The organism is Cronobacter muytjensii ATCC 51329, from assembly GCF_001277195.1.
GTDB classification, from domain to species: Bacteria; Pseudomonadota; Gammaproteobacteria; order Enterobacterales; family Enterobacteriaceae; genus Cronobacter; species Cronobacter muytjensii.
This window is the reverse complement of the sequence record NZ_CP012268.1, coordinates 1432048-1451197: the sequence shown is the minus strand read 5'-3', so window position 1 is coordinate 1451197 and position 19150 is coordinate 1432048. Positions and strand designations below refer to the sequence as shown.

22 protein-coding genes are annotated in these 19150 nt (G+C 59.4%); 8 read left to right on the top strand and 14 right to left on the bottom strand.

Going from position 1 to position 19150, the window contains the following annotated elements; translation table 11 throughout:
• Nucleotides 1-41 precede the first annotated feature (41 nt).
• On the top strand, nucleotides 42-281 hold the full coding sequence (locus AFK63_RS06750; RefSeq protein WP_007698851.1) for a YebV family protein: 240 nt from the start codon (nucleotides 42-44) through the stop codon (nucleotides 279-281).
• Nucleotides 282-391: 110 nt separating this feature from the next.
• Nucleotides 392-583 (top strand): YdfD/YebW family protein, encoded by a 192-nt coding sequence (locus AFK63_RS06745; protein ID WP_038862398.1) that lies wholly within the window; start codon nucleotides 392-394, stop codon nucleotides 581-583.
• On the opposite strand, the gene AFK63_RS06740 is transcribed toward AFK63_RS06745, so the two are convergent.
• The 5 genes from AFK63_RS06740 to yobA form a co-directional block, all read right to left on the bottom strand.
• Entirely contained in the window at nucleotides 584-1228 is a 645-nt protein-coding gene (locus AFK63_RS06740) for a metallophosphoesterase (RefSeq protein WP_038862396.1), read from the bottom strand.
• A gap of 349 nt (nucleotides 1229-1577) precedes the next feature.
• Nucleotides 1578-1670: a KPN_01571 family protein gene (locus AFK63_RS21605; RefSeq protein WP_217348513.1), complete on the bottom strand. Its 93-nt coding sequence runs from the start codon at nucleotides 1668-1670 to the stop codon at nucleotides 1578-1580.
• A 534-nt stretch (nucleotides 1671-2204) separates the two neighbouring features.
• Nucleotides 2205-2543 (bottom strand): YebY family protein, encoded by a 339-nt coding sequence (locus tag AFK63_RS06735; RefSeq protein WP_038862394.1) that lies wholly within the window; start codon nucleotides 2541-2543, stop codon nucleotides 2205-2207.
• A 14-nt stretch (nucleotides 2544-2557) separates the two neighbouring features.
• Nucleotides 2558-3427, bottom strand: a complete 870-nt coding sequence (copD, locus tag AFK63_RS06730; RefSeq protein WP_038862393.1) for a copper homeostasis membrane protein CopD — start codon at nucleotides 3425-3427, stop codon at nucleotides 2558-2560.
• Between the two features lie 4 nt (nucleotides 3428-3431).
• On the bottom strand, nucleotides 3432-3806 hold the full coding sequence (gene yobA, locus AFK63_RS06725) for a CopC domain-containing protein YobA (protein ID WP_038862392.1): 375 nt from the start codon (nucleotides 3804-3806) through the stop codon (nucleotides 3432-3434).
• Between the two features lie 146 nt (nucleotides 3807-3952).
• Between yobA and AFK63_RS06720 the strand changes: the two genes are divergently transcribed.
• The gene (locus tag AFK63_RS06720; protein WP_007734209.1) at nucleotides 3953-4183 is read left to right on the top strand and encodes a DNA polymerase III subunit theta; all 231 of its coding nucleotides are present in this window, start codon (nucleotides 3953-3955) and stop codon (nucleotides 4181-4183) included.
• 76 nt (nucleotides 4184-4259) lie between these two features.
• Entirely contained in the window at nucleotides 4260-4922 is a 663-nt protein-coding gene (gene exoX / locus AFK63_RS06715; RefSeq protein ID WP_038862391.1) for an exodeoxyribonuclease X, read from the top strand.
• Here the strand turns inward: exoX and ptrB are convergent.
• The 3 genes from ptrB to yebF all read right to left on the bottom strand — a co-directional run bounded on the left by ptrB (nucleotide 4919) and on the right by yebF (nucleotide 8218).
• Nucleotides 4919-6982, bottom strand: coding sequence for an oligopeptidase B (gene ptrB, locus AFK63_RS06710; RefSeq protein ID WP_038862390.1), 2064 nt, complete (start codon nucleotides 6980-6982; stop codon nucleotides 4919-4921). The two genes, exoX and ptrB, sit on opposite strands and share 4 nt — an antisense overlap.
• Nucleotides 6983-7071: 89 nt before the next feature.
• Nucleotides 7072-7755 (bottom strand): tellurite resistance TerB family protein, encoded by a 684-nt coding sequence (locus AFK63_RS06705; protein ID WP_038862389.1) that lies wholly within the window; start codon nucleotides 7753-7755, stop codon nucleotides 7072-7074.
• 115 nt (nucleotides 7756-7870) lie between these two features.
• A complete protein-coding gene (gene yebF, locus AFK63_RS06700; protein ID WP_038862387.1) occupies nucleotides 7871-8218 on the bottom strand; it encodes a protein YebF in 348 nt (115 codons plus the stop codon).
• Between the two features lie 22 nt (nucleotides 8219-8240).
• Here yebF and AFK63_RS21005 point away from each other — a divergent pair, with 22 nt between their 5' ends.
• Nucleotides 8241-8459: a hypothetical protein gene (locus tag AFK63_RS21005; protein WP_144420892.1), complete on the top strand. Its 219-nt coding sequence runs from the start codon at nucleotides 8241-8243 to the stop codon at nucleotides 8457-8459.
• A 143-nt stretch (nucleotides 8460-8602) separates the two neighbouring features.
• On the opposite strand, the gene AFK63_RS06690 is transcribed toward AFK63_RS21005, so the two are convergent.
• Nucleotides 8603-8953 carry a YebG family protein gene (locus AFK63_RS06690; protein ID WP_038862384.1) on the bottom strand — a complete coding sequence of 117 codons (351 nt, stop codon included), beginning with the start codon at nucleotides 8951-8953 and terminating at the stop codon, nucleotides 8603-8605.
• A gap of 133 nt (nucleotides 8954-9086) precedes the next feature.
• Here AFK63_RS06690 and purT point away from each other — a divergent pair, with 133 nt between their 5' ends.
• Nucleotides 9087-10265: a formate-dependent phosphoribosylglycinamide formyltransferase gene (gene purT, locus AFK63_RS06685; RefSeq protein ID WP_038862383.1), complete on the top strand. Its 1179-nt coding sequence runs from the start codon at nucleotides 9087-9089 to the stop codon at nucleotides 10263-10265.
• A 51-nt stretch (nucleotides 10266-10316) separates the two neighbouring features.
• On the opposite strand, the gene AFK63_RS06680 is transcribed toward purT, so the two are convergent.
• From AFK63_RS06680 to zwf, 3 genes are all read right to left on the bottom strand, one after another.
• On the bottom strand, nucleotides 10317-10955 hold the full coding sequence (locus AFK63_RS06680) for a bifunctional 4-hydroxy-2-oxoglutarate aldolase/2-dehydro-3-deoxy-phosphogluconate aldolase (RefSeq protein ID WP_038862382.1): 639 nt from the start codon (nucleotides 10953-10955) through the stop codon (nucleotides 10317-10319).
• A 57-nt stretch (nucleotides 10956-11012) separates the two neighbouring features.
• A complete protein-coding gene (edd, locus tag AFK63_RS06675; protein ID WP_038862381.1) occupies nucleotides 11013-12824 on the bottom strand; it encodes a phosphogluconate dehydratase in 1812 nt (603 codons plus the stop codon).
• A gap of 230 nt (nucleotides 12825-13054) precedes the next feature.
• The gene (gene zwf, locus AFK63_RS06670) at nucleotides 13055-14530 is read right to left on the bottom strand and encodes a glucose-6-phosphate dehydrogenase (protein WP_038862380.1); all 1476 of its coding nucleotides are present in this window, start codon (nucleotides 14528-14530) and stop codon (nucleotides 13055-13057) included.
• Nucleotides 14531-14884: 354 nt separating this feature from the next.
• On the opposite strand from zwf, the gene AFK63_RS06665 reads away from it, so the two are divergent.
• Both AFK63_RS06665 and pyk read left to right on the top strand, forming a co-directional pair.
• Nucleotides 14885-15751 (top strand): MurR/RpiR family transcriptional regulator, encoded by an 867-nt coding sequence (locus tag AFK63_RS06665; protein ID WP_038862379.1) that lies wholly within the window; start codon nucleotides 14885-14887, stop codon nucleotides 15749-15751.
• A gap of 128 nt (nucleotides 15752-15879) precedes the next feature.
• Nucleotides 15880-17322 (top strand): pyruvate kinase, encoded by a 1443-nt coding sequence (pyk, locus tag AFK63_RS06660; protein ID WP_038862378.1) that lies wholly within the window; start codon nucleotides 15880-15882, stop codon nucleotides 17320-17322.
• Nucleotides 17323-17622: 300 nt separating this feature from the next.
• Here pyk and AFK63_RS06655 read toward each other — a convergent pair whose 3' ends face one another.
• Entirely contained in the window at nucleotides 17623-17868 is a 246-nt protein-coding gene (locus tag AFK63_RS06655; protein ID WP_007704353.1) for a DUF2274 domain-containing protein, read from the bottom strand.
• Nucleotides 17865-19148 (bottom strand): TrbI/VirB10 family protein, encoded by a 1284-nt coding sequence (locus AFK63_RS06650; RefSeq protein WP_038858348.1) that lies wholly within the window; start codon nucleotides 19146-19148, stop codon nucleotides 17865-17867. Before AFK63_RS06650 ends, AFK63_RS06655 begins: the two co-directional genes overlap by 4 nt.
• Nucleotides 19149-19150 lie beyond the last annotated feature (2 nt).

The window sequence follows — 19150 nt, the reverse complement described above, 5'->3', positions numbered from 1 at the left end:
GACTGGTCATACCACCTGTGTACTGTCTGAGGGAGAGCGTTATGTCAAAAACCAGCGTTAAAATCGGTACGTTCGAGATTGATGATGCAGAGCTGCACGGCAACGCGCCCGGCGAGCGCAAGCTGAGTATCCCCTGCAAATCCGACCCGGATCTCTGCATGCAGCTTGATGCCTGGGATGCCGAAACCAGTATTCCGGCTGTACTCAACGGCGAACACTCCGTGCTATACCGCGAACATTACGATCAACAAGCTGATGCCTGGATCATGCGTCTTGCCTGATTCAAAAAGAACCCGTCGCTGAAGGCGGGTTATTTATTAAGAACCTTCGGTTTTCCCTTCCCGCCTGCTTCCCCTACACTTATGACAAACGTTGTCACTCAGAGGACGCCATGTTCGCTCTGGTTTTATTTGTTTGTTATCTGGATGGCGGTTGCGATGATATCGTCGTGGATGTGTACAATTCTGAACAGCAGTGCCTGAAAGCGATGGATGAGCAGCGGATGCGTCACGGCGGCTGTTACCCGGTAGAAGATTTTATTGATGGTTTCTGGCGCCCCGCACAGGACTACAGCGATTTTTAATCACTGTACCCGAATAAGCGTCAGCGGGTTGCCGAAGACCGCGCCGGTATCAATGTAATGCAGATTCCCCCTGACGAGCGGTTCGCGCAGCGGCGTATGGCCGAAATAAAACGCGTCTGCGCCGTAGATATGCTCCTCTCCTCCCGCCTGCAGGCGATGAACTCGCGCCCGGCTCCAGACCACCGCATGCGTATCCAGCGGCTGCTGCCACGCATAGCGCGACGACGGGTAATCGGCGTGCGCCACCACCAGCGTACGTGCGCCGCTTCGTATCTCTATTATCAGTGGCAACTCTCGCGCTCGCGCCAGCTGCGCGTTAACCTCACCCTGCGCGCTGTCGCCAAGCGCGAAATACCAGTTCCCTCCGTTCACTGCCCACAGCGCCCCGTCGCCGGTTTCCAGCGCCTCCAGCGCCATCGCTTCATGATTACCGCGCACCGCGAAAAACCAGCGCTTACCGATAAGCGCCAGGCAACCTGGGCTGTCGGGGCCGCGATCGATAAGGTCGCCCACCGAAATCAGCGCGTCGACGCGCGGATCAAACCGCTCGGCCTTCAGCGCGCTGACAAGCAGCGCCAGACAGCCGTGTAAATCGCCCACGATATAAATGCGCCGCCAGGCCGCGCCGTCGATTCGCTGATACATCGCCTGCTCCTCTGGTTATCAGGCAAGTATAGCGCTGCACCGGCGGCGTTAGCGCGTTGTCAGGCGCTTGCGGCGTCAACGCCCCGCCCGGCACCGGTGCGCATCATTAAAAGTATGTTGTAACTAAACGGCACAAAAAAGCCTTACAGTGATCCCTTTAATTCGTGTCGGGACGCTTACTCTACTAAGGATGTTCTATGCTTAAGGTAAGCAACGTCGGGAGGTGTCCTGTGACCATTTTTACTCACGAAGCTATCGTCAGTTTCATCGGCTGTGTCGTCGCGGCCATCTTTATGATTTGGCTCTTCAGCCGCAAGCACGACAAATAGGCGACTCGCGTCAGGCCGGTTTACCAAAGCCCCAGCACGGAAGCGGCGCCGGCCATTTCACGTAGCGCATCAAGCGTCAGGATCAGGCCAAATACATAGATAAAAGGATTCATCGGGATTAACTCCTTGTTTTCCTTCTCTCAATATAACCCACTCCTTAGTCTGCTACCGGTTCGTTTATACCGATCCACCAGAATTGGTGGGGAAATGGCCATGCGCGGATGCAGGGACACAGACGCCAGCACGCCCCTGTGCGCAGGCGGCCTTAAACGGCTCTTCACCCTGCGCATGATGCTTTTTGCACTGGCGATAAAAAAGCCTGGACGTTTATACCGCAGCCTGTGTTATGGTTGAAGCAGAAAGGTAAAGCGGAAGTTATGGATAGACGCGCTGCCTTTTCTCAGGATAAAAAAAGACCGAATACGATTCCTGTATTCGGTCCAGGGAAATGGCTCTTGGGAGAGAGCCGTGCGCTAAAAGTTGGCATTAATGCAGGCTCAGTCGCCTTGCCATTTAAGAATAGATGACGACAGCAGCTTTTCCAGTCCGCGCCGAAAGTCGTGGTAAAAAGCGCCTGAAACGTCAATAAAAACGAAAAACCGCAGCATTCGGCCTGGAATGCTGCGGTTTTTTTATCTCTGGCGGGATCAGCAGAGCTTTTGCGCACGCTCGATAAACGGTGCGAGGCTCATCTTCTGGCCCGGATGCGCCGGATCGTCAATCTGGATGACCGCGATCGGCTGTCCCGTCACTTTGCCCTGCGCCAGCTGTTTTTCCGCAATATCGTTCAGCGGATATTGCATTAGCGTACTCGGGTTAATCGCAAACAGCGCGTTGCCCGGACGGCAGGCGAGCATGACCTCTTCTCGGTTAAACGCCCATTTGTCTTTGCCGATTTCATAGCGGCTGACCGTGATAATCTGCGGCGCGGCGAGGGCCATGCCGGAACAGGAGAGCATCAGCAGCGCAAGCAGCGATTTCTTCATTTTATTCTCACCAGTTAAAAAGGTTCCCAGGTGGCGAACAGGCTGACGCTTATCAGCACCAGCGTCCCGAGCGCCACCTCCAGTTTTGTCATCAGGATAAAACGGCGCTGCGCCGTCGCCTGACGTGAAAATTTCGGCACCAGAACATAGCGGTTAACCAGGGCTGTCGCCACCATCACCGCCACCAGCGCGATTTTAACCGCCAGCATACGGACATAGCCGCTGTCAGCAGGCCAGGCGACGCCGAGAATCAACACGCTGTTAACGACGCCTGTCGCGATAACGCCCGCCACCGCGAGATGCCCGTAGCGCGAAAAGCGCATCATGGCGGTAATGGCGTCGGCACGCCATGCGGCGTCTTTCGCCACAGACATCAGCCGCAACAGCGGCCAGAGACCGCCGAACCACCAGGCCGCGCACAGCACATGCAGCGCGTAGCAGAACCGCTGGAGCGCGCCGGTCAGCCCTTCGTGCATCGCGCCGTGTCCGACGCCTGCAAGCAGCGCCAGCTGCGCGCAGAACGCCGCGAGCAGCAGCCCACCGCGCCGCGGCAGCAAAAACGCGCACGGCAGCGTTGCCAGCGCGAGGACAATTTGCCACAGCCAGACGGCACCAAAGCGAGTCGATAACATGGCCTGCCAGATTTCCTGACGCAGGCTGTCTGCCGGGCCATCGCCCATCAGTCCCGCCTGCACGGCGAAAATCGCGACGGCACCGGCTACCGCTATCACTGCCGTGATGCGCCACAGACGGCGTGAATCCCGCGCTAACGTCGGCCTGAGCGCGCCCGGCGTCAACAGCGCCGTGTAAAGCGCCCCGCCCGCGCCGAGCATCAGCGCTGTCACATGCGCGAAACGCAGCGCCACATAACTCCATTCCAGCACGACGTTACTTCACGCTAAAGCGGTAGCTGCCTTTGGTTTTATGGCCGTCCACCGACACCACATGCCACTGAACCTGGTATGCGCCACTCGCCAGCGGCGCGCTCAGCGGGGCCACCAGCTGTTTGTCGTCGTCTGGCGCACGTTTCACCGCGCCGGTTTTAATCGTTTTGCCATCGGGGCCGGTCAGCGTCACGCCGCTGAACGCCGGTTCGATGCCTTCGGAAAACGTTAAGGTCAGCGCCTCGGGCGATGTCGCGACGGTCGCGTTCGCGGCGGGCTGTTGCTGCTGGAGGTGAGCATGCGCCCAGACGCCAGGCGCGGTCATAACGGCGGCGACAAGCGCCAGCGCACGGCAAAAACGTGCGGCGAACAGTGCCATATGAATCATTCCTTTTTATTATAAATCAGGCGCAAGAATACCCCTGCGCTGATAGCAAGTCGAGCCGCGAGGGCATTTCCCGCCACATAAGACTTGTCATCCGGCGCGCGGCGCAGTACCTTCACGGCGATTAACAGGAGCACACCATGAACCAGAACCTTGCCCAACTTCCGCAGGAAGAGATGGATAAAGTGAACGTCGATCTGGCGGCCTCCGGCGTGGCTTTTAAAGAGCGCTACAATATGCCGGTCATCGCCGAAGCCGTTGAGCGCGAACAGCCTGCCCATTTGCGCGACTGGTTTCGCGAGCGCCTTATCGCGCATCGCCTGGCGTCGGTAAACCTCTCTCGCCTGCCCTACGAGCCGAAAGTGAAATAAACCGCTTTCTGCCTCGCCCGCCGCGCCTCTTCAACATGACGGCGGGCATCTGTTTTTCCCTTCCGGCGGAGCGCATATGCTACGGATTATTGATACCGAAACCTGCGGCCTGCAGGGCGGCGTTGTCGAAGTGGCGTCGGTCGATATTATCGACGGCGCTATCGTCAACCCGATGAGCGATCTGGTGCGACCGGACCGCCCTATCAGCCATCAGGCGATGGCGATACATAAGATCACCGAGGCGATGGTCGCGGATAAGCCTTACATTGAGGAAATTATCCCGCGCTATCACGGCAGCCCGTGGTATGTGGCGCATAATGCGAGCTTTGATCGCAAAGTGCTGCCCGAAATGCCCGGTGAGTGGATTTGCACGGTGAAGCTGGCGCGCCGTCTCTGGCCGGGCATTCGCTACAGCAATATGGGACTCTATAAATCGCTCAAGTTGCAGGTGGAGACGCCGCCGGGACTGCATCATCACCGCGCGCTCTTTGACTGCTACATCACCGCAGCGCTGTTGCTGGAGATCATGAAAGTGTCCGGCTGGACGCCGGAGGAGATGGTCAATATCACCGGACGCCCGCAGCTTATCGTCACACTGCCGTTCGGCAAATACCGCGGCGAACCGGTGGCGGAGATCGCCGGGCGCGATCCGGGGTATTTGCGCTGGATGCTCAATAACGTCAAGCAACTCAACCCCGACCTGCGCCTGACGTTAAAGCACTACCTGGATAACGATTAATCCACAAGCGGGTCCGGCGGCAGCGTGCCCTGGGCCAGCCCAATCAGAAAGGCGTACTCCATCGCCACCCCTTCATACGATTTGAAGCGTCCCGACTTCCCGCCGTGCCCGGAATCCATATCGGTACAGAGCAGCAGCAGGTTATTGTCAGTTTTCAGCTCGCGCAGCTTCGCCACCCACTTTGCCGGCTCCCAGTACTGCACCTGTGAATCGTGCAGGCCGGTCGTCACCAGCAGGTGCGGGTAGCGCTGCGCGCTTACCTGGTCATAGGGGCTGTAACTTTTCATATAGTGATAAAAGGTTTCATCCGCCGGGTTGCCCCACTCTTCGAATTCGCCGGTGGTCAGAGGAATGGATTCATCAAGCATCGTGGTGACCACATCGACAAAGGGCACCTGGGCGATGACGCCGCGAAACAGCGCCGGGCGCTCGTTAATCGCCGTGCCCATCAACATGCCGCCCGCGCTGCCGCCCATGCCGAACAGATAATCCGGGTCGCCATAGCCCTGCGCCAGCAGCGCATCGCAGACGTCCAGATAATCATTGAAGGTGTTTTTCTTCTTGAGGAACTTTCCTTCTTCGTACCACTGCTGGCCAAGCTCGCCCCCGCCGCGCACATGGGCGATGGCGTAGACAAAACCCCTGTCCAGCAGGCTCAAGCGGCTGGCGCTGAAATCAGCGTCGATACAGGTGCCGTATGAGCCGTAGCCGTAAACCAGCAGCGGATTTTTTCCTTCGCGGAAATGGTCTTTGTGCCAGACCAGCGATACCGGCACCTCGACCCCGTCGCGCGCCGTGATCCACAGATGTTCGCTGCGGTAGTTGCTGGCGTCGAAGCCCGCCACTTCGGTCTGCTTAAGCACGCGGCGCTCGCCGGTTTCCATATTCAGCTCAAAGAGCGTGTCCGGCATGGTCATTGACGAGTAGCCATAACGCAGCTTGCAGGTTTCCGGCTCCGGGTTATAGGCGACCCACGTCACGTAGGCGGGGTCATCAAAAGCGATGCCGAGCGACTCATGGGTTTTGCGGTTGATTTGCCGCAGGCTGGTGAGGCCGCGCTGACGCTCCTCCACCACCAGCCAGTCGGCGAAGAGCGTAAACCCCTCCAGCATAATGTGCTCGCGCGCCGCAATGATCTCTTCCCAGCGCGCCTCATCGCGCACGCGGCTGCGGTACAAACCGAAGTTTTTCCCGGCGCGATTAGAGCGAATATAAAACATATGCTGAAAGTGATCGACGCTGTATTCGTGATCCTTTCGGCGCGGCAGAAAACTCAGCGGCGGCGCGTCAGGCAGGTCGGCGTTGACCAGCAGCACCTCCGTGGTGGTGGCGCTGCCGAGAAAAATCAGAATGAAATTTTGCGAGGTGGTCTTATAGAGGCTGACGTAGAAGGTCTCGTCTTTCTCTTCATACACCAGTTCGTCCTGGTCGGCGGCAGTATCGAGCGTGTGGCGCCAGATTTGATACGGCAGCAGCGTGACCGGGTGTTTGCGCACGTAATAGAGCGTGCGGGAGTCGTTCGCCCAGACGAAACTCGCCGAGACGTTCTCCAGCACTTCCGGGTACCACTGGCCGGTTTCAAGATTGCGAAAGCGCAGCCCGTACTGGCGGCGGGAAAGAAAATCCTCCGCCACCGCCATCACACGGTTATCCGGCGCGATATCCATCCCGCCCAGCGTGTAGAATTCGCTACGGGCGGCGCGTTTATTGCCGTCCAGCAGAACGTCCCACTCTTCCCATTCGCTGTGGATAACCGACTGGCGCTGATAGATGGCGTATTCGCAGCCGGTTTCATAGATCTGCCGGTAACGATAGCCATTTTTGACATAGGGCGCAGAGACGTCGCGCGGGGGAATACGGCTGACCATTTCAGAGAGCAGCCGTTCCTCCAGCGCGCTCTGGGTGGACATCACGCGGCGTCCGTAGTCATTTTCCTGGTGCAGATAATCCAGCACTTCCGGCTGCGAGCGCGTGTCGTCACGCAGCCAGTAGTAGTTATCAATGCGGGTGTCGCCATGCCGGGTCATGGCGTAAGGTATCGGTTTCGCTTTCGGTGGCATGTCGCTGTTCTTTTTGTTTAACACACTGTAAGGGTGGCAAAACCCGCGCGCGTTGCAAGCGAAACATGCCTGTTTATCGCATTATCTGCTTATCCCGGCAGCGCTTTTTTCTCCTGCTGGATGTCACGCTCGATCTCTTCGCGCACCTCCTGCGGGATTTTCAGGGCGTCGCCGAGCGCCTGCAAATAGCTGCGCTCCATAAAATGGTCAATATCAATGGCCGCACAGCTCAGGAAATAGAGTTCCAGCGCTTCTTCTTCATTTTTCACGTCGGCGGCAAGACGCATCGGGTCGAGCGGCTGGTTAATGGCCTGCTCCACCAATACACGCCCCTGTTCTTCAATGCCCGCGTCGCGCAGCTGACGTTCAATCGCCGCGCGCTCGCTGTCGTCGATATGGCCGTCGCTTTTGGCGGCGAATACCAGCGCGAGAATTAACCGCTCTGCGCGTCTGTCGATCGGCGTCTGCTGCTGACCATATTGCGGCTCATCCTGATGCGCCGCGCGGATTTTATCTTTGTACTTGTTCCACAGTACCGTGCCGGCAACCGCCCCGCCGCCGACCAGCAGCGCGCCGCCGCCATATTTCGCCAGCAGCTTGCGCGATGATTTACTCGCGACCAGCAGCCCGGCCAGGCCGCCCAGCGCGCCGGGAGAGAGAAGTTTATTTAACCCCTTTGAGCGCAGCGCGTCCTGAATCCCTGACGCGCCGGATGATGACCCTGCGCCGCTTTGCCCCAGCATTGACTGAAGCTGTGTTAACCAGTTGCCCATAATGTTCCTCTGCGCGGATTAGTGATAACCCAAGCGTAAGCGAGTGGACGTCAAGATGTGTCGGGAACCGCAAGGAAGGGAAAAGACGCGGCCCGAGATGGCGGGCCGCCGGGGCTCAGTGCTGGTAGTGCGCCTGGCCTGCCGCACAATCAACCCTCACCTGATAATGGATGTCGGTGTTTTTCCCGCGCACGGTGAGCGGCACTGACCATTTGTCATCTTTACCGGTTATCTCTTTGCTGTTGATCCAGGCGACCGGATCGGCCTGGCCCAGCGTTTTCTGATCGTCGGCCCATTTGACAATGCGGTTTTGCAGATAGTCGCGCTTCACGCTCGCGGCGATGCCTTCCGCCGTCATGCCCTCGCATTTCGGGAATGGAACCTGACGCGGATCGTCTGCGCGCGCCGTGCTCACGGCGGCGAGTAAGGCTAAGGAAATCAGGGCTCCTGCTGTTTTTTTCATCGTGCTTCTCCGAAGACGGGTGATGAAAAAAGTCTGGTACAAAAACAGCGAAGCGCAAGCAGCCCACAAAAAAGGAAGGGATAAAAAAAAGCGCTATGAGCGCGGGCGACAGGCGACAGGCGACAGGCGACAGGCGACAGGCGACAGGCGACAGGCGACAGGCGACAGGCGACAGGCGACAGGCGACAGGCGACAGGCGACAGGCGACAGGCGACAGGCGACAGGCGACAGGCAGGAATGATGACCCGTGCGCCTGTTTTAAGCGATACCTGTTTTCAGCGTGCCCCCGCCTTCAGCAAATGCGCAGCATCAGGCGCGAAGACCCGACGTACAAAAACCGCACCGCTACCTCTGAGACAGGCCGCGGCGCAGCGGAGGGGCGAATCAGGCCGCTTTGGTGCGTTTACGCGCGCTGTGCAGCGCGACAGCGCCCTCGTCAGCTTCAGCTGCGTCTTCCTGAGGAGACTGTACCGCGTCGTTGGTTTGCTCGCTCGTTTCCTGCGGCAGACGCCCGGTGCGCACGATAGTGTTAAGGTTGTCTTTCTGTTCCGCCATCCACAGCGCCAGCTGTTCAACCTGACCTTCCGCAAAACCGACAGGCGCCTGCTCCAGCCAGCCTTCCAGGGCTTCGGCTAAATCGAGCATTTTGTCCCAGGCGTCGGCTTCCTTTTTACTGGCAAATGACATTTTTTCCACACCCTCACGGATTACGACGTATTTAATTTCTACCGCCATGATGCAACTCCCGTTACTGTATTTATATACAGTATAACGCCGTCAGGCACGAAAAGCAAACGGGCGCGCGCTGCGCAAAGCAAACGTTTTCGTATATACTGCCGCCAGAATTTCACACAGCAGGAAATCAGCTATGGCTATGTTAGGAACCGCTCTGCGCCCGTCAGCAACCCGCGTGATGCTGCTCGGTTCAGGGGAACTGGGAAAAGAAGTCGCGATTGAGTGCCAGCGTCTTGGTATCGAAGTGATCGCCGTTGACCGCTATGCCGATGCGCCTGCCATGCAGGTGGCGCACCGCAGTCACGTTATTAATATGCTCGACGGCGCGGCGCTGAAGAATCTGGTGGCGCAGGAGATGCCGGATTTTATCGTGCCGGAGATAGAAGCCATCGCCACCGACGCGCTCGTCGAGCTTGAAGAGCAGGGTCAGCGCGTGGTGCCGACCGCGCGCGCCGCGCGTCTGACCATGAACCGTGAAGGCATTCGTCGGCTCGCTGCGGAAGAGCTCGGGCTGCCGACGTCCGCCTATCGCTTCGCCGACAACGAGGCGCAGTTTCGCGAGGCCGTCTCGCAGATTGGCCTGCCCTGCATCGTCAAACCGGTGATGAGCTCCTCCGGCAAAGGCCAGAGCGTTATCCGCAGCGCCGATGCGCTGGATGCCGCCTGGCAGTACGCCCAGCAGGGCGGACGCGCCGGCGCGGGCAAAGTCATCGTCGAAGGCGTGGTGAAATTCGATTTCGAAATCACTCTGCTGACCGTTAGCGCCGCAGACGGCGTGCATTTCTGCGCGCCGATCGGCCATCGCCAGGAAGATGGTGACTACCGCGAATCCTGGCAGCCGCAGCAGATGAGTGATGTGGCGCTGGCGCGCGCGCAAGAGATTGCGCAGAAGGTGGTGCAGGCGCTCGGCGGCTATGGTCTTTTCGGCGTGGAGCTGTTTGTCTGCGGCGACGAGGTGGTGTTCAGCGAAGTGTCGCCGCGCCCGCACGATACCGGCATGGTGACGCTAATCTCTCAGGATCTCTCCGAGTTCGCGCTGCATGTGCGCGCGTTCCTCGGCCTGCCGGTGGGCAGCATTCGCCAGTATGGCCCCGCGGCCTCGGCGGTGATCCTGCCGACGCTCAAGAGTGACGACGTAAAATTTGGCGCGCTGTCCGGCGCGCTCGGCGCGGGGTTGCAGCTGCGTCTGTTCGGGAAGCCGGAAATTGATGGCACTCGCCGTCTCGGCGTGGCGCTCGCTACCGGCGAGACGATTGACGACGCCGTCGCGCGCGCCAACGCTTCTGCCGCGAGTGTGGCGGTTAAAGGCTAAAAAAAACGCGCCGCCTTCTCAGGCGGCGCGTTTGTATCACATGGCGCAATATTACTGCGCGCCTTCCACCGCTTCGCGAGCCAGTTTCGTGATGCGATCCCAGTCGCCCGCTTCCATCGCGTCCGCCGGCACCAGCCAGGAGCCGCCGATGCACAGCACGCTTTTCAGCGCCAGGTAGTCGCGGTAGTTCGCCGGAGAGATGCCGCCGGTCGGGCAGAAACGCACCTGGGAGAACGGACCTGCGATAGCCTGCAGCGCTTTGGTGCCGCCGTTCGCTTCCGCCGGGAAGAATTTGAACTCTTTCAGGCCGTAATCCATGCCCAGCATCAACTCGGACACGGTGCTGATGCCCGGGATCAGCGGGATAGCGCCTTCGGTCGCGGCTTTCAGCAGCGGCTCGGTAAGGCCAGGGCTGATGGCGAACTGCGCGCCGGCTTCGGTCACTTCTTTCAACTGCTGCGCGTTGAGCACGGTGCCCGCGCCGACGATGGCCTCCGGCACGTCTTTGGCGATAGCGCGGATAGCGTCCATCGCGCACGGGGTGCGCAGGGTCACTTCCAGTACGCGTACGCCGCCTGCCAGTAGCGCCTTCGCCATCGGGACCGCATGCTCCAGCTTGTTAATCACAATCACCGGCACGACCGGACCGCTTTTCAGGATCTGCTCGGCACTCGTTTTCCAGTTTTTCATCTGTGGATCTCTCCCGCCATTTTTAAAAAGTGAGGTGCGCGCCTGCGCACCTGATAGTCAGAAATCGATGCAGGTCGCGCCCTGCTCCGCCCCGGACAGCTTTTCACGCAGCGCGCCGAACAGCTCGCGCCCCGTTCCCACGCGCTGGGCGCTGAGATCCGGGTGGTACGGCTCGCGGCGCGCCAGCTCGGCGTCATCCACCAGCAGCGTCAGTTCGCCAGTCTGGCCATTCACGCGGATAATATCGCCGTCGCGCACTTTCGCGAGCAGGCCGCCGTCGTAAGCTTCAGGCGTCACATGGATGGCCGAAGGCACTTTCCCCGACGCGCCGGAAAGGCGACCGTCCGTGACCAATGCAATTTTGAAACAGCGGTCCAATAATACACCAAGCGGCGGCATAAGTTTATGTAATTCTGGCATACCGTTCGCTTTTGGCCCCTGATGTCTTACTACCACGACACAGTCGCGATCCAGCAGCCCGGCTTCAAAGGCAGGCATAACGTCATGCTGGCTCTCGAACACCACGGCAGGCGCTTCCACCACCTGGTTTTCCGCTGGTACGGCGGAGGTTTTCATGACCGCACGGCCCAGATTGCCGCTCAGCACTTTGGTGCCGCCATGCACTGAAAACGGCTTGTCGATGGTGGCGATAATGGCGTTATCGAGCGAGGCTTGCGCCCCGTCGCGCCAGGCGAGTTCGCCGTTGTCGAGCCACGGCTCCTGGGTGTAACGCGCAAGCCCAAAGCCCGCCACGGTATTGACATCCTCATGCAGCAGGCCGCCTTTCAGCAGCTCGCGCATCAGCACCGGCACGCCGCCTGCGGCCTGGAAGTGGTTGATATCCGCCGGGCCATTCGGGTAAAGACGCGCCAGCAGCGGCACCGCCTCGGAGAGCTCCGAGAAGTCGTCCCAGTTGATGATGATGCCCGCCGCGCGCGCCATCGCCACCAGATGCATGGTGTGGTTCGTGGAACCGCCGGTCGCGAGCAGCGCCACAATGCCGTTCACCACCACTTTTTCATCCACCAGTTTGCCAAGCGGCATCCACGCGTTGCCATTGCCGGTAAGACGCGTTACCTGACGCGCGGCGGCGGCGGTGAGCGCCCGGCGCAGCGGCGCGTCCGGGTGCACAAACGAGGAGCCCGGCAGCTGCATCCCCATAAATTCAATCACCATCTGGTTGGTGTTGGCGGTGCCGTAGAAGGTACAGGTGCCCGGTTCATGATAAGAGGCCGCCTCGGATTCCAGCAGCGCCGTGCGATCCACTTTGCCTTCAGCGTAAAGCTGGCGGATGCGCACTTTTTCTTTATTCGGCAGCCCGCTCGACATGGGGCCGGACGGAATAAATACGGCGGGCAGATGCCCGAACGACAGCGCCGCCATCACCAGCCCCGGCACGATTTTGTCGCATACGCCGAGATAGAGCGCGCCGTCGAACATATTATGCGAAAGCCCCACCGCCGCCGACATGGCGATGACTTCACGGCTCAGCAGCGACAGCTCCATACCGTCCTGGCCCTGGGTGACGCCGTCGCACATCGCCGGTACGCCGCCTGCGACCTGCGCGACGGCGCCGACGCTGTGCAGCGCCTCACGGATCTGCTGAGGATAATTTTCGTAAGGCTGGTGCGCGGAGAGCATATCGTTATAGGAGGTGATAATGCCGATATTGTTACGCAGCATGCTTTTCAGCGCCGCTTTATCATCAGGCTGGCAGGCGGCGAAACCGTGGGCCAGGTTACCGCAGGCAAGGCTCGCGCGATGAACGGTCTGGCTTTTGGCCTGCTCAATGCGCGCCAGATAGGCTTCACGCGTGGCGCGGGAGCGTTCGGAGATGCGTTGTGTTACCCGTAACAATTTAGGATGCATAAAAATTCCTCTCTGGTATCTGCTGAGGCCGCCCGATTTGCGTTGCGCAACACCGCAGGGTTTTCACGTACACGCGCCAGCCGCGCCTCTCAGGAGCAAAATCGCTTCAGCCAGTGTAATGAAAAAAGCCCCGCTGGTGAATCCAGACGGGGCTTGAAAATGGAATTTTTTACACAACTCGTGTTCCGGATCATGTTACCGGTAAAGTAACAACGCTCCGGCGCGGGGGATTACTCGAATTCGCTCCAGGAACGGCCATCGCGGGTGATCATCGCCACGGACGCGACAGGCCCCCAGGTGCCCGCCTGATACGGCTTCGGCGCATCGTTGTCCGCCGCCCACGCTTCGGTGATGGAGTCGACCCATTTCCACGCCTCTTCCACTTCATCACGACGCACGAACAGCGCCTGGATGCCGCGCATGGTTTCCAGCAGCAGGCGCTCGTAAGCGTCCGCCAGATGGCTTTCGTTGAAGGTTTCGGAGTAGCTCAGATCCAGCTTGGTGGTTTGCAGATTATGCTTGTGATCCAACCCCGGCACTTTGTTAAGCACCTGGATATCCACGCCCTCGTCCGGCTGCAGGCGGATGGTCAGCTTGTTCTGCGGCAGCTCCTGCCAGGACTCTTTAAACAGGTTGAGTTCCGGGGTTTTGAAATAGACCACGACTTCAGAGCACTTCGCCGGCAGACGTTTGCCAGTGCGCAGGTAGAACGGCACGCCCGCCCAGCGCCAGTTGTCGATATCCACGCGGATAGCGACAAACGTTTCGGTATGGCTGGTTTTGTTCGCGCCCTCTTCTTCCAGATAGCCCGGCACTTTTTTGCCCTGGGCGAAACCGGCGGTGTACTGGCCGCGCACCGTTTTCTCGCGCACGTTAGTACGATCGATCCGGCGCAGGGATTTCAGTACTTTCACTTTTTCATCACGAATGCTGTCGGCGGTCAGATCTGACGGCGGCGACATCGCGATCATGCAGAGGACTTGCAGCAGGTGGTTTTGGATCATATCGCGCATCTGGCCCGCCTGATCGAAATACCCCCAGCGGCCTTCGATACCCACCTCTTCGGCCACGGTGATTTCCACGTGATCGATAGTGCGGTTGTCCCAGTTGTTGACGAACAGGGAGTTGGCAAAGCGCAGCGCCAGCAGGTTCAGCACCGTTTCTTTACCAAGGTAGTGGTCGATACGGTAAACCTGGCACTCTTCGAAATATTTACCGACCTGGTCATTGATTTCGCGGGAGGTTTCAAGCGACGTGCCGAGCGGTTTTTCCATGACGACGCGCGCCGGTTTGGCGTTAAGCTTCGCCGCGCCCAGCCCGTCGCAGATCGCGCCGAATGTGCTGGGCGGCATCGCGAAATAGTTAATGGTGACGCGGTTCTTCTGATCGAGCATGTCGCCAAGACGGGTAAACGCGGCGGTGTCATTCACGTCGAGATTACAGAAATCGAGACGGCCGCTTAACGTTTCCCACAGGGTTTCGTCGATTTTCTCTTTCATGAAGGTTTCAAGCGCTTCACGGACGACTTTGGTATAGGCTTTTTTATCCCAGTCCGCGCGGCCCACTCCCAGAATGCGGGTCTCAGGATGGATTTGCCCCGCTTTTTCGAGCTGATAAAGGGAAGGCAACAGTTTTCGGCGCGCCAGATCGCCTTTGGCGCCGAAAATTACCAGGTCGCACGCCTGCGCTGTTTGCGTTACCGCCATGTCTTTCTCCTCGTTTCGGAATCCCTGTCGGGACAGGTCATCATTGTAATTTTCTTACACTGCACTCTACTGCTTTTACGTCTTTCAGGATACTCCTAAGCATCTGGCGCAGGTCATTAAACCGCCGTTCAACCGCGATTATCGCTGAGAAACCGGGCTGTTGCGCGCGGCGGACGCTTTTTCCGCCGCGGCCGCCATAACAAAATCAGACCGCGATCATGTTATGAAAAAAAACAACAACTTTGTTCGCGCGCGCGAGCCCACGCCGTCATTATCAGGAGTATATTCTTGATAAAACTAATCGTTGTTTCCCAATCGTGTGAAATGACTTTCTCTGCGGGTCACATGTTAGCAATGAACATGCTGGAAAAGATCCAGTCGCAACTGGAACATCTGAGTAAATCCGAACGCAAAGTCGCCGAAGTGATTCTGGAATCGCCGTCTCAGGCCATTCACTCCAGTATCGCGACACTCGCGAGCGAAGCGGGCGTGAGCGAGCCGACCGTCAATCGTTTCTGCCGCAGCCTTGATACCAAAGGCTTTCCCGATTTTAAACTGCATCTCGCCCAGAGCCTCGCCAACGGCACGCCGTATGTGAATCGCAACGTCGATGAAGATGACAGCGTCGAAGCCTATACCAGCAAAATTTTCGAGTCGGCGATGGCAAGCCTCGACCACGTGCGCCAGTCGCTCGATATGACGACGGTCAACCGCGCGGTGGACATGCTCACTCAGGCCAAAAAAATCGCCTTTTTCGGGCTGGGCTCGTCGGCGGCCGTGGCGCATGACGCCATGAATAAGTTTTTTCGCTTTAACGTGCCGGTGGTCTATTCCGAAGATATTGTCGTGCAGCGTATGAGTTGCATGAACGGCGGCGCCGATGACGTCGTGGTGCTTATCTCGCACACTGGCCGCACCAAAAGTCTCGTTGAGCTGGCGCGGCTGGCGCGCGAAAACGACGCGCTGGTGCTCGCCATTACCTCGCGCGGATCGCCGCTCGCCCGTGAGGCGAGTCTGGCGCTGCTGCTGGACGTACCGGAAGATACCGACATCTATATGCCGATGGTGTCGCGGCTCGCCCAGTTGACCGTCATCGACGTCCTGGCGACCGGCTTTACGCTGCGTCGCGGCGCAAAATTCCGGGATAACTTGAAGCGAGTCAAAGAAGCGCTCAAGGAATCGCGTTTTGATAAGACCTTACTGGTTTCTGACGACCAGTAAGCATATTGATAACAAAGTTGTAACTTATAAAGCCATTCGGTTATGGTTTGTGTCTCTTTCGAAACAGGCCACCGCGCCGAATTTTTGTTCACGCAACACCAAAGTTGTTTCAGTCAACGGAGTAATACATGTCCAGACGGCTTCGCAGAACCAAAATCGTTACCACGTTAGGCCCGGCTACCGACCGCGATAATAACCTGGAAAAAATTATCGCCGCCGGCGCGAACGTAGTACGCATGAACTTCTCGCACGGGACGCCGGAAGATCATCAGCTTCGCGCTGATAAAGTCCGCGAGATCGCGGCCAAACTGGGACGTCACGTCGCTATCCTTGGCGACCTCCAGGGGCCGAAGATCCGCGTTTCCACCTTCAAAGAAGGCAAAGTTTTCTTAAACATCGGTGACAAATTCCTGCTGGATGCCAACCTCGGCAAAGGCGAAGGCGATAAAGAAAAAGTCGGTATCGACTATAAAGGCCTGCCAGCGGATGTGGTGCCGGGCGATATCCTGCTGCTGGACGACGGTCGCGTGCAGCTGAAAGTGCTGGACGTTCAGGGCATGAAAGTGTTCACCGAAGTGACTGTGGGCGGCCCGCTCTCCAACAACAAAGGCATCAACAAGCTGGGCGGCGGCCTTTCCGCCGAAGCGCTGACCGAAAAAGACAAAGCGGACATTATCACCGCCGCGAAAATCGGCGTGGATTATCTGGCCGTCTCCTTCCCGCGCTGCGGCGAAGATCTCAACTATGCACGCCGTCTGGCGCGCGATGCAGGCTGCGACGCGAAAATCTGCGCTAAAGTAGAGCGCGCCGAAGCGGTATGCAGCAATGAAGCGATGGATGACATTATTCTGGCGTCTGACGTCGTGATGGTGGCGCGCGGCGATCTGGGCGTTGAAATCGGCGATCCGGAGCTGGTGGGCATCCAGAAAACCCTGATTCGTCGTGCCCGTAAGCTGAATCGTGCCGTCATTACCGCGACCCAGATGATGGAGTCGATGATAACCAACCCGATGCCGACCCGCGCCGAAGTCATGGACGTGGCGAACGCCGTGCTGGACGGCACCGACGCGGTCATGCTTTCCGCAGAAACCGCGGCGGGTCAGTACCCGGCGGAAACCGTGTCAGCGATGGCACGCGTCTGCCTGGGCGCTGAGAAGATCCCAAGCATCAACGTCTCCAAACACCGCCTGGACGTGGAGTTTGATAACGTCGAAGAAGCGATCGCGATGTCGGCAATGTACGCCGCCAACCACCTGAAAGGCGTAAGCGCGATTATCACCATGACCGAATCGGGCCGTACCGCGCTGATGACATCCCGTATCAGCTCCGGTCTGCCAATTTTCGCCATGTCCCGCCACGAGCGCACCCTGAACCTTACCGCCCTCTATCGCGGCGTGACGCCGGTCTATTTCGACAGCGCCAACGACGGCGTGGCGGCGGCGCAGGATGCGGTGAATCTGCTGCGCGACAAAGGCTATCTGGTGACCGGCGATCTGGTGATCGTCACCCAGGGCGACATGATGGGCACCACTGGCAGCACCAACACCACCCGCGTGCTGACTGTTGACTAAGCGCACAAAAAAGTGCCGGTGTCAAGTCTTCGGCTCAAATCAAGAAGGGCTTGAAACCGTATATGGGACAGTAGGTTAGCTCCTTTCGGGGCCGCTTTGAAGAAGAGCGGCGTCGTCGGCTAGGAGCGACATAGGAGCTTTGGGAGAGAAAGCCGCATCGCACTGTGTAGTGCTCGATTGCCGAGGAACGGCGGGCCTGTCGCATCATCATAGCCCAACAGGCTCGGCGGCATCCAGAATGAAGAACGCGCAGCCTGGGCTGCGCGTTCGATGGATGCCGTTGAATAGTATGCGGTGCAATCATGGCGGCTTCGGTGGTGCGCTGCGGGTCGCCGTGCCCTTCCTGAATCCTCGATCGCCCGCCATGAACGCTTCCAGCATATGCGGGATCAGCGTCGCCGCATCGACTGCCTCGCCATACGCCTGCGCGTGTAGCGCGGCGTAGCGGTCGAGGTCGGCTTTTAAACTGGTCGGGCAAACGAAAGTCAGCTTGGTGCTCTCGGTCTTCGGCAGCGGGCCAAGCCGCAGCTTCTTGGTCGTGCTCATCGTGAAGTCCCCCGGTTGAAGAACAGCGGCTGGTACGGCCGCAGCACCAGATCCCGGTTGACGATGATGCGAACCGGCAGGCCCGGTCGTTGCGTCAAGGTCGGCTGAATGTTGAGGTTGCGCCGGGTCATCTCCTGGCCGACCTGATTGATGCTGTCTTGCGCGCTGTCGCGCCCAGCGATGATGACGCGATCACCATCCTGCCGGTTCTCCGGCGCGGCCAGCTCGGCACCGACGCCCAGCAGCGTGGTGAGTGCCGCACCGGCAAAGATGCGGCCCCAGTGGTAGTCCACATCGTCCTCCAGCCCGGCATAGCCGGCTGGGTCGGTGCCGGCCAGGTTGTCGAGCGTGAGCGAAGACGTGTCCGGCAGGATGATCCGGTTCCAGACGACTTGAACGCGGCTCTGCCCGTAGCTGACCTGGCTGTTGTATTTGCCCAGGATGCGCGAACCCTGCGGAATCAGCAGGAAGCGCCCGGTGGCTGTGTCATAGACCGGCTCCGTCACCGTGGCGATCACGTCGCCGGGCAAGTCCGACTTGATGCCCGTCACCAAGGCACCTGCGACCACCGTTCCGGCCATGACCTGATACGGCGAAGTTGGCAGGGTCAGATTGCCGGAATTACGGGTTTCAGTGGAGCCACCTTTCAGGAAAGCCTCTTTCTGGTCTTGCCGGTTTTGCACCGCTGTCGGGTCAGCAGGCTGGGCCGCCGTGGAGGCCGGCCCGGCCGCCAGCGGGTCAAACGCCGCATTGGCGGCGAAGCCCGGCGCAGCGGCCACCTGTGTCTGCGCCACCGGCGCCGCATTCTGCCCTCCCGAGCGGAAGAACACGGACGAGGCCGCGGCCGCTTCGGCTTCTTTGCGCAGAGCATCGTTCGGGTCGTGGCCGGGGGCCGCGTAGGCGGCCGTCGCCGGCTGCTGCGACTTCACGATGGCAGGGCCAAGATCGCCCGGCAGCGGCGGCCCCAGTTCGGGAACGGCAGGCGGCAACGCCGGCGGCAGCTTGGAGTAGTCCGTCGGCAGCGCATCCAGTCCTTCCGACTTCGAGACACGATCGACGTTGTAAAGCTCGGTCTGCTCGCCCGCACCGCGCCGCTGAGGTTGCAGCGACCACATCAGCGCGCCGAGCACGGCCACCGCCAGGACGCCGGCGAGGATGGCCAGCGTGCGCCGATTCAGGCGCGTGACCGGGCGCGGCTGGGCGCGCAGCGCCACCGCCTCGGGAGCGATCTTGCCCGCCGCCTGCGGCGCGGCAAGGTCGGGAGTGTCATCCTGGCTCATGG

Coding starts and splice junctions, on each gene's coding strand:
- purT (WP_038862383.1), top strand. CDS start 9,087: ATGGCTATGTTAGGAACCGCTCTGCGCCCGTCAGCAACCCGCGTGATG.
- ptrB (WP_038862390.1), bottom strand. CDS start 6,982: ATGCCACCGAAAGCGAAACCGATACCTTACGCCATGACCCGGCATGGC.
- AFK63_RS06650 (WP_038858348.1), bottom strand. CDS start 19,148: ATGAGCCAGGATGACACTCCCGACCTTGCCGCGCCGCAGGCGGCGGGC.
- yebF (WP_038862387.1), bottom strand. CDS start 8,218: ATGAAAAAAACAGCAGGAGCCCTGATTTCCTTAGCCTTACTCGCCGCC.
- exoX (WP_038862391.1), top strand. CDS start 4,260: ATGCTACGGATTATTGATACCGAAACCTGCGGCCTGCAGGGCGGCGTT.
- AFK63_RS06735 (WP_038862394.1), bottom strand. CDS start 2,543: ATGAAGAAATCGCTGCTTGCGCTGCTGATGCTCTCCTGTTCCGGCATG.
- AFK63_RS06680 (WP_038862382.1), bottom strand. CDS start 10,955: ATGAAAAACTGGAAAACGAGTGCCGAGCAGATCCTGAAAAGCGGTCCG.
- AFK63_RS21605 (WP_217348513.1), bottom strand. CDS start 1,670: ATGAATCCTTTTATCTATGTATTTGGCCTGATCCTGACGCTTGATGCG.
- AFK63_RS06655 (WP_007704353.1), bottom strand. CDS start 17,868: ATGAGCACGACCAAGAAGCTGCGGCTTGGCCCGCTGCCGAAGACCGAG.
- AFK63_RS21005 (WP_144420892.1), top strand. CDS start 8,241: ATGAAAAAAGTCTGGTACAAAAACAGCGAAGCGCAAGCAGCCCACAAA.
- yobA (WP_038862392.1), bottom strand. CDS start 3,806: ATGGCACTGTTCGCCGCACGTTTTTGCCGTGCGCTGGCGCTTGTCGCC.
- edd (WP_038862381.1), bottom strand. CDS start 12,824: ATGCATCCTAAATTGTTACGGGTAACACAACGCATCTCCGAACGCTCC.
- AFK63_RS06740 (WP_038862396.1), bottom strand. CDS start 1,228: ATGTATCAGCGAATCGACGGCGCGGCCTGGCGGCGCATTTATATCGTG.
- AFK63_RS06750 (WP_007698851.1), top strand. CDS start 42: ATGTCAAAAACCAGCGTTAAAATCGGTACGTTCGAGATTGATGATGCA.
- AFK63_RS06690 (WP_038862384.1), bottom strand. CDS start 8,953: ATGGCGGTAGAAATTAAATACGTCGTAATCCGTGAGGGTGTGGAAAAA.
- pyk (WP_038862378.1), top strand. CDS start 15,880: ATGTCCAGACGGCTTCGCAGAACCAAAATCGTTACCACGTTAGGCCCG.
- zwf (WP_038862380.1), bottom strand. CDS start 14,530: ATGGCGGTAACGCAAACAGCGCAGGCGTGCGACCTGGTAATTTTCGGC.
- AFK63_RS06705 (WP_038862389.1), bottom strand. CDS start 7,755: ATGGGCAACTGGTTAACACAGCTTCAGTCAATGCTGGGGCAAAGCGGC.
- AFK63_RS06745 (WP_038862398.1), top strand. CDS start 392: ATGTTCGCTCTGGTTTTATTTGTTTGTTATCTGGATGGCGGTTGCGAT.
- AFK63_RS06665 (WP_038862379.1), top strand. CDS start 14,885: ATGAACATGCTGGAAAAGATCCAGTCGCAACTGGAACATCTGAGTAAA.
- AFK63_RS06720 (WP_007734209.1), top strand. CDS start 3,953: ATGAACCAGAACCTTGCCCAACTTCCGCAGGAAGAGATGGATAAAGTG.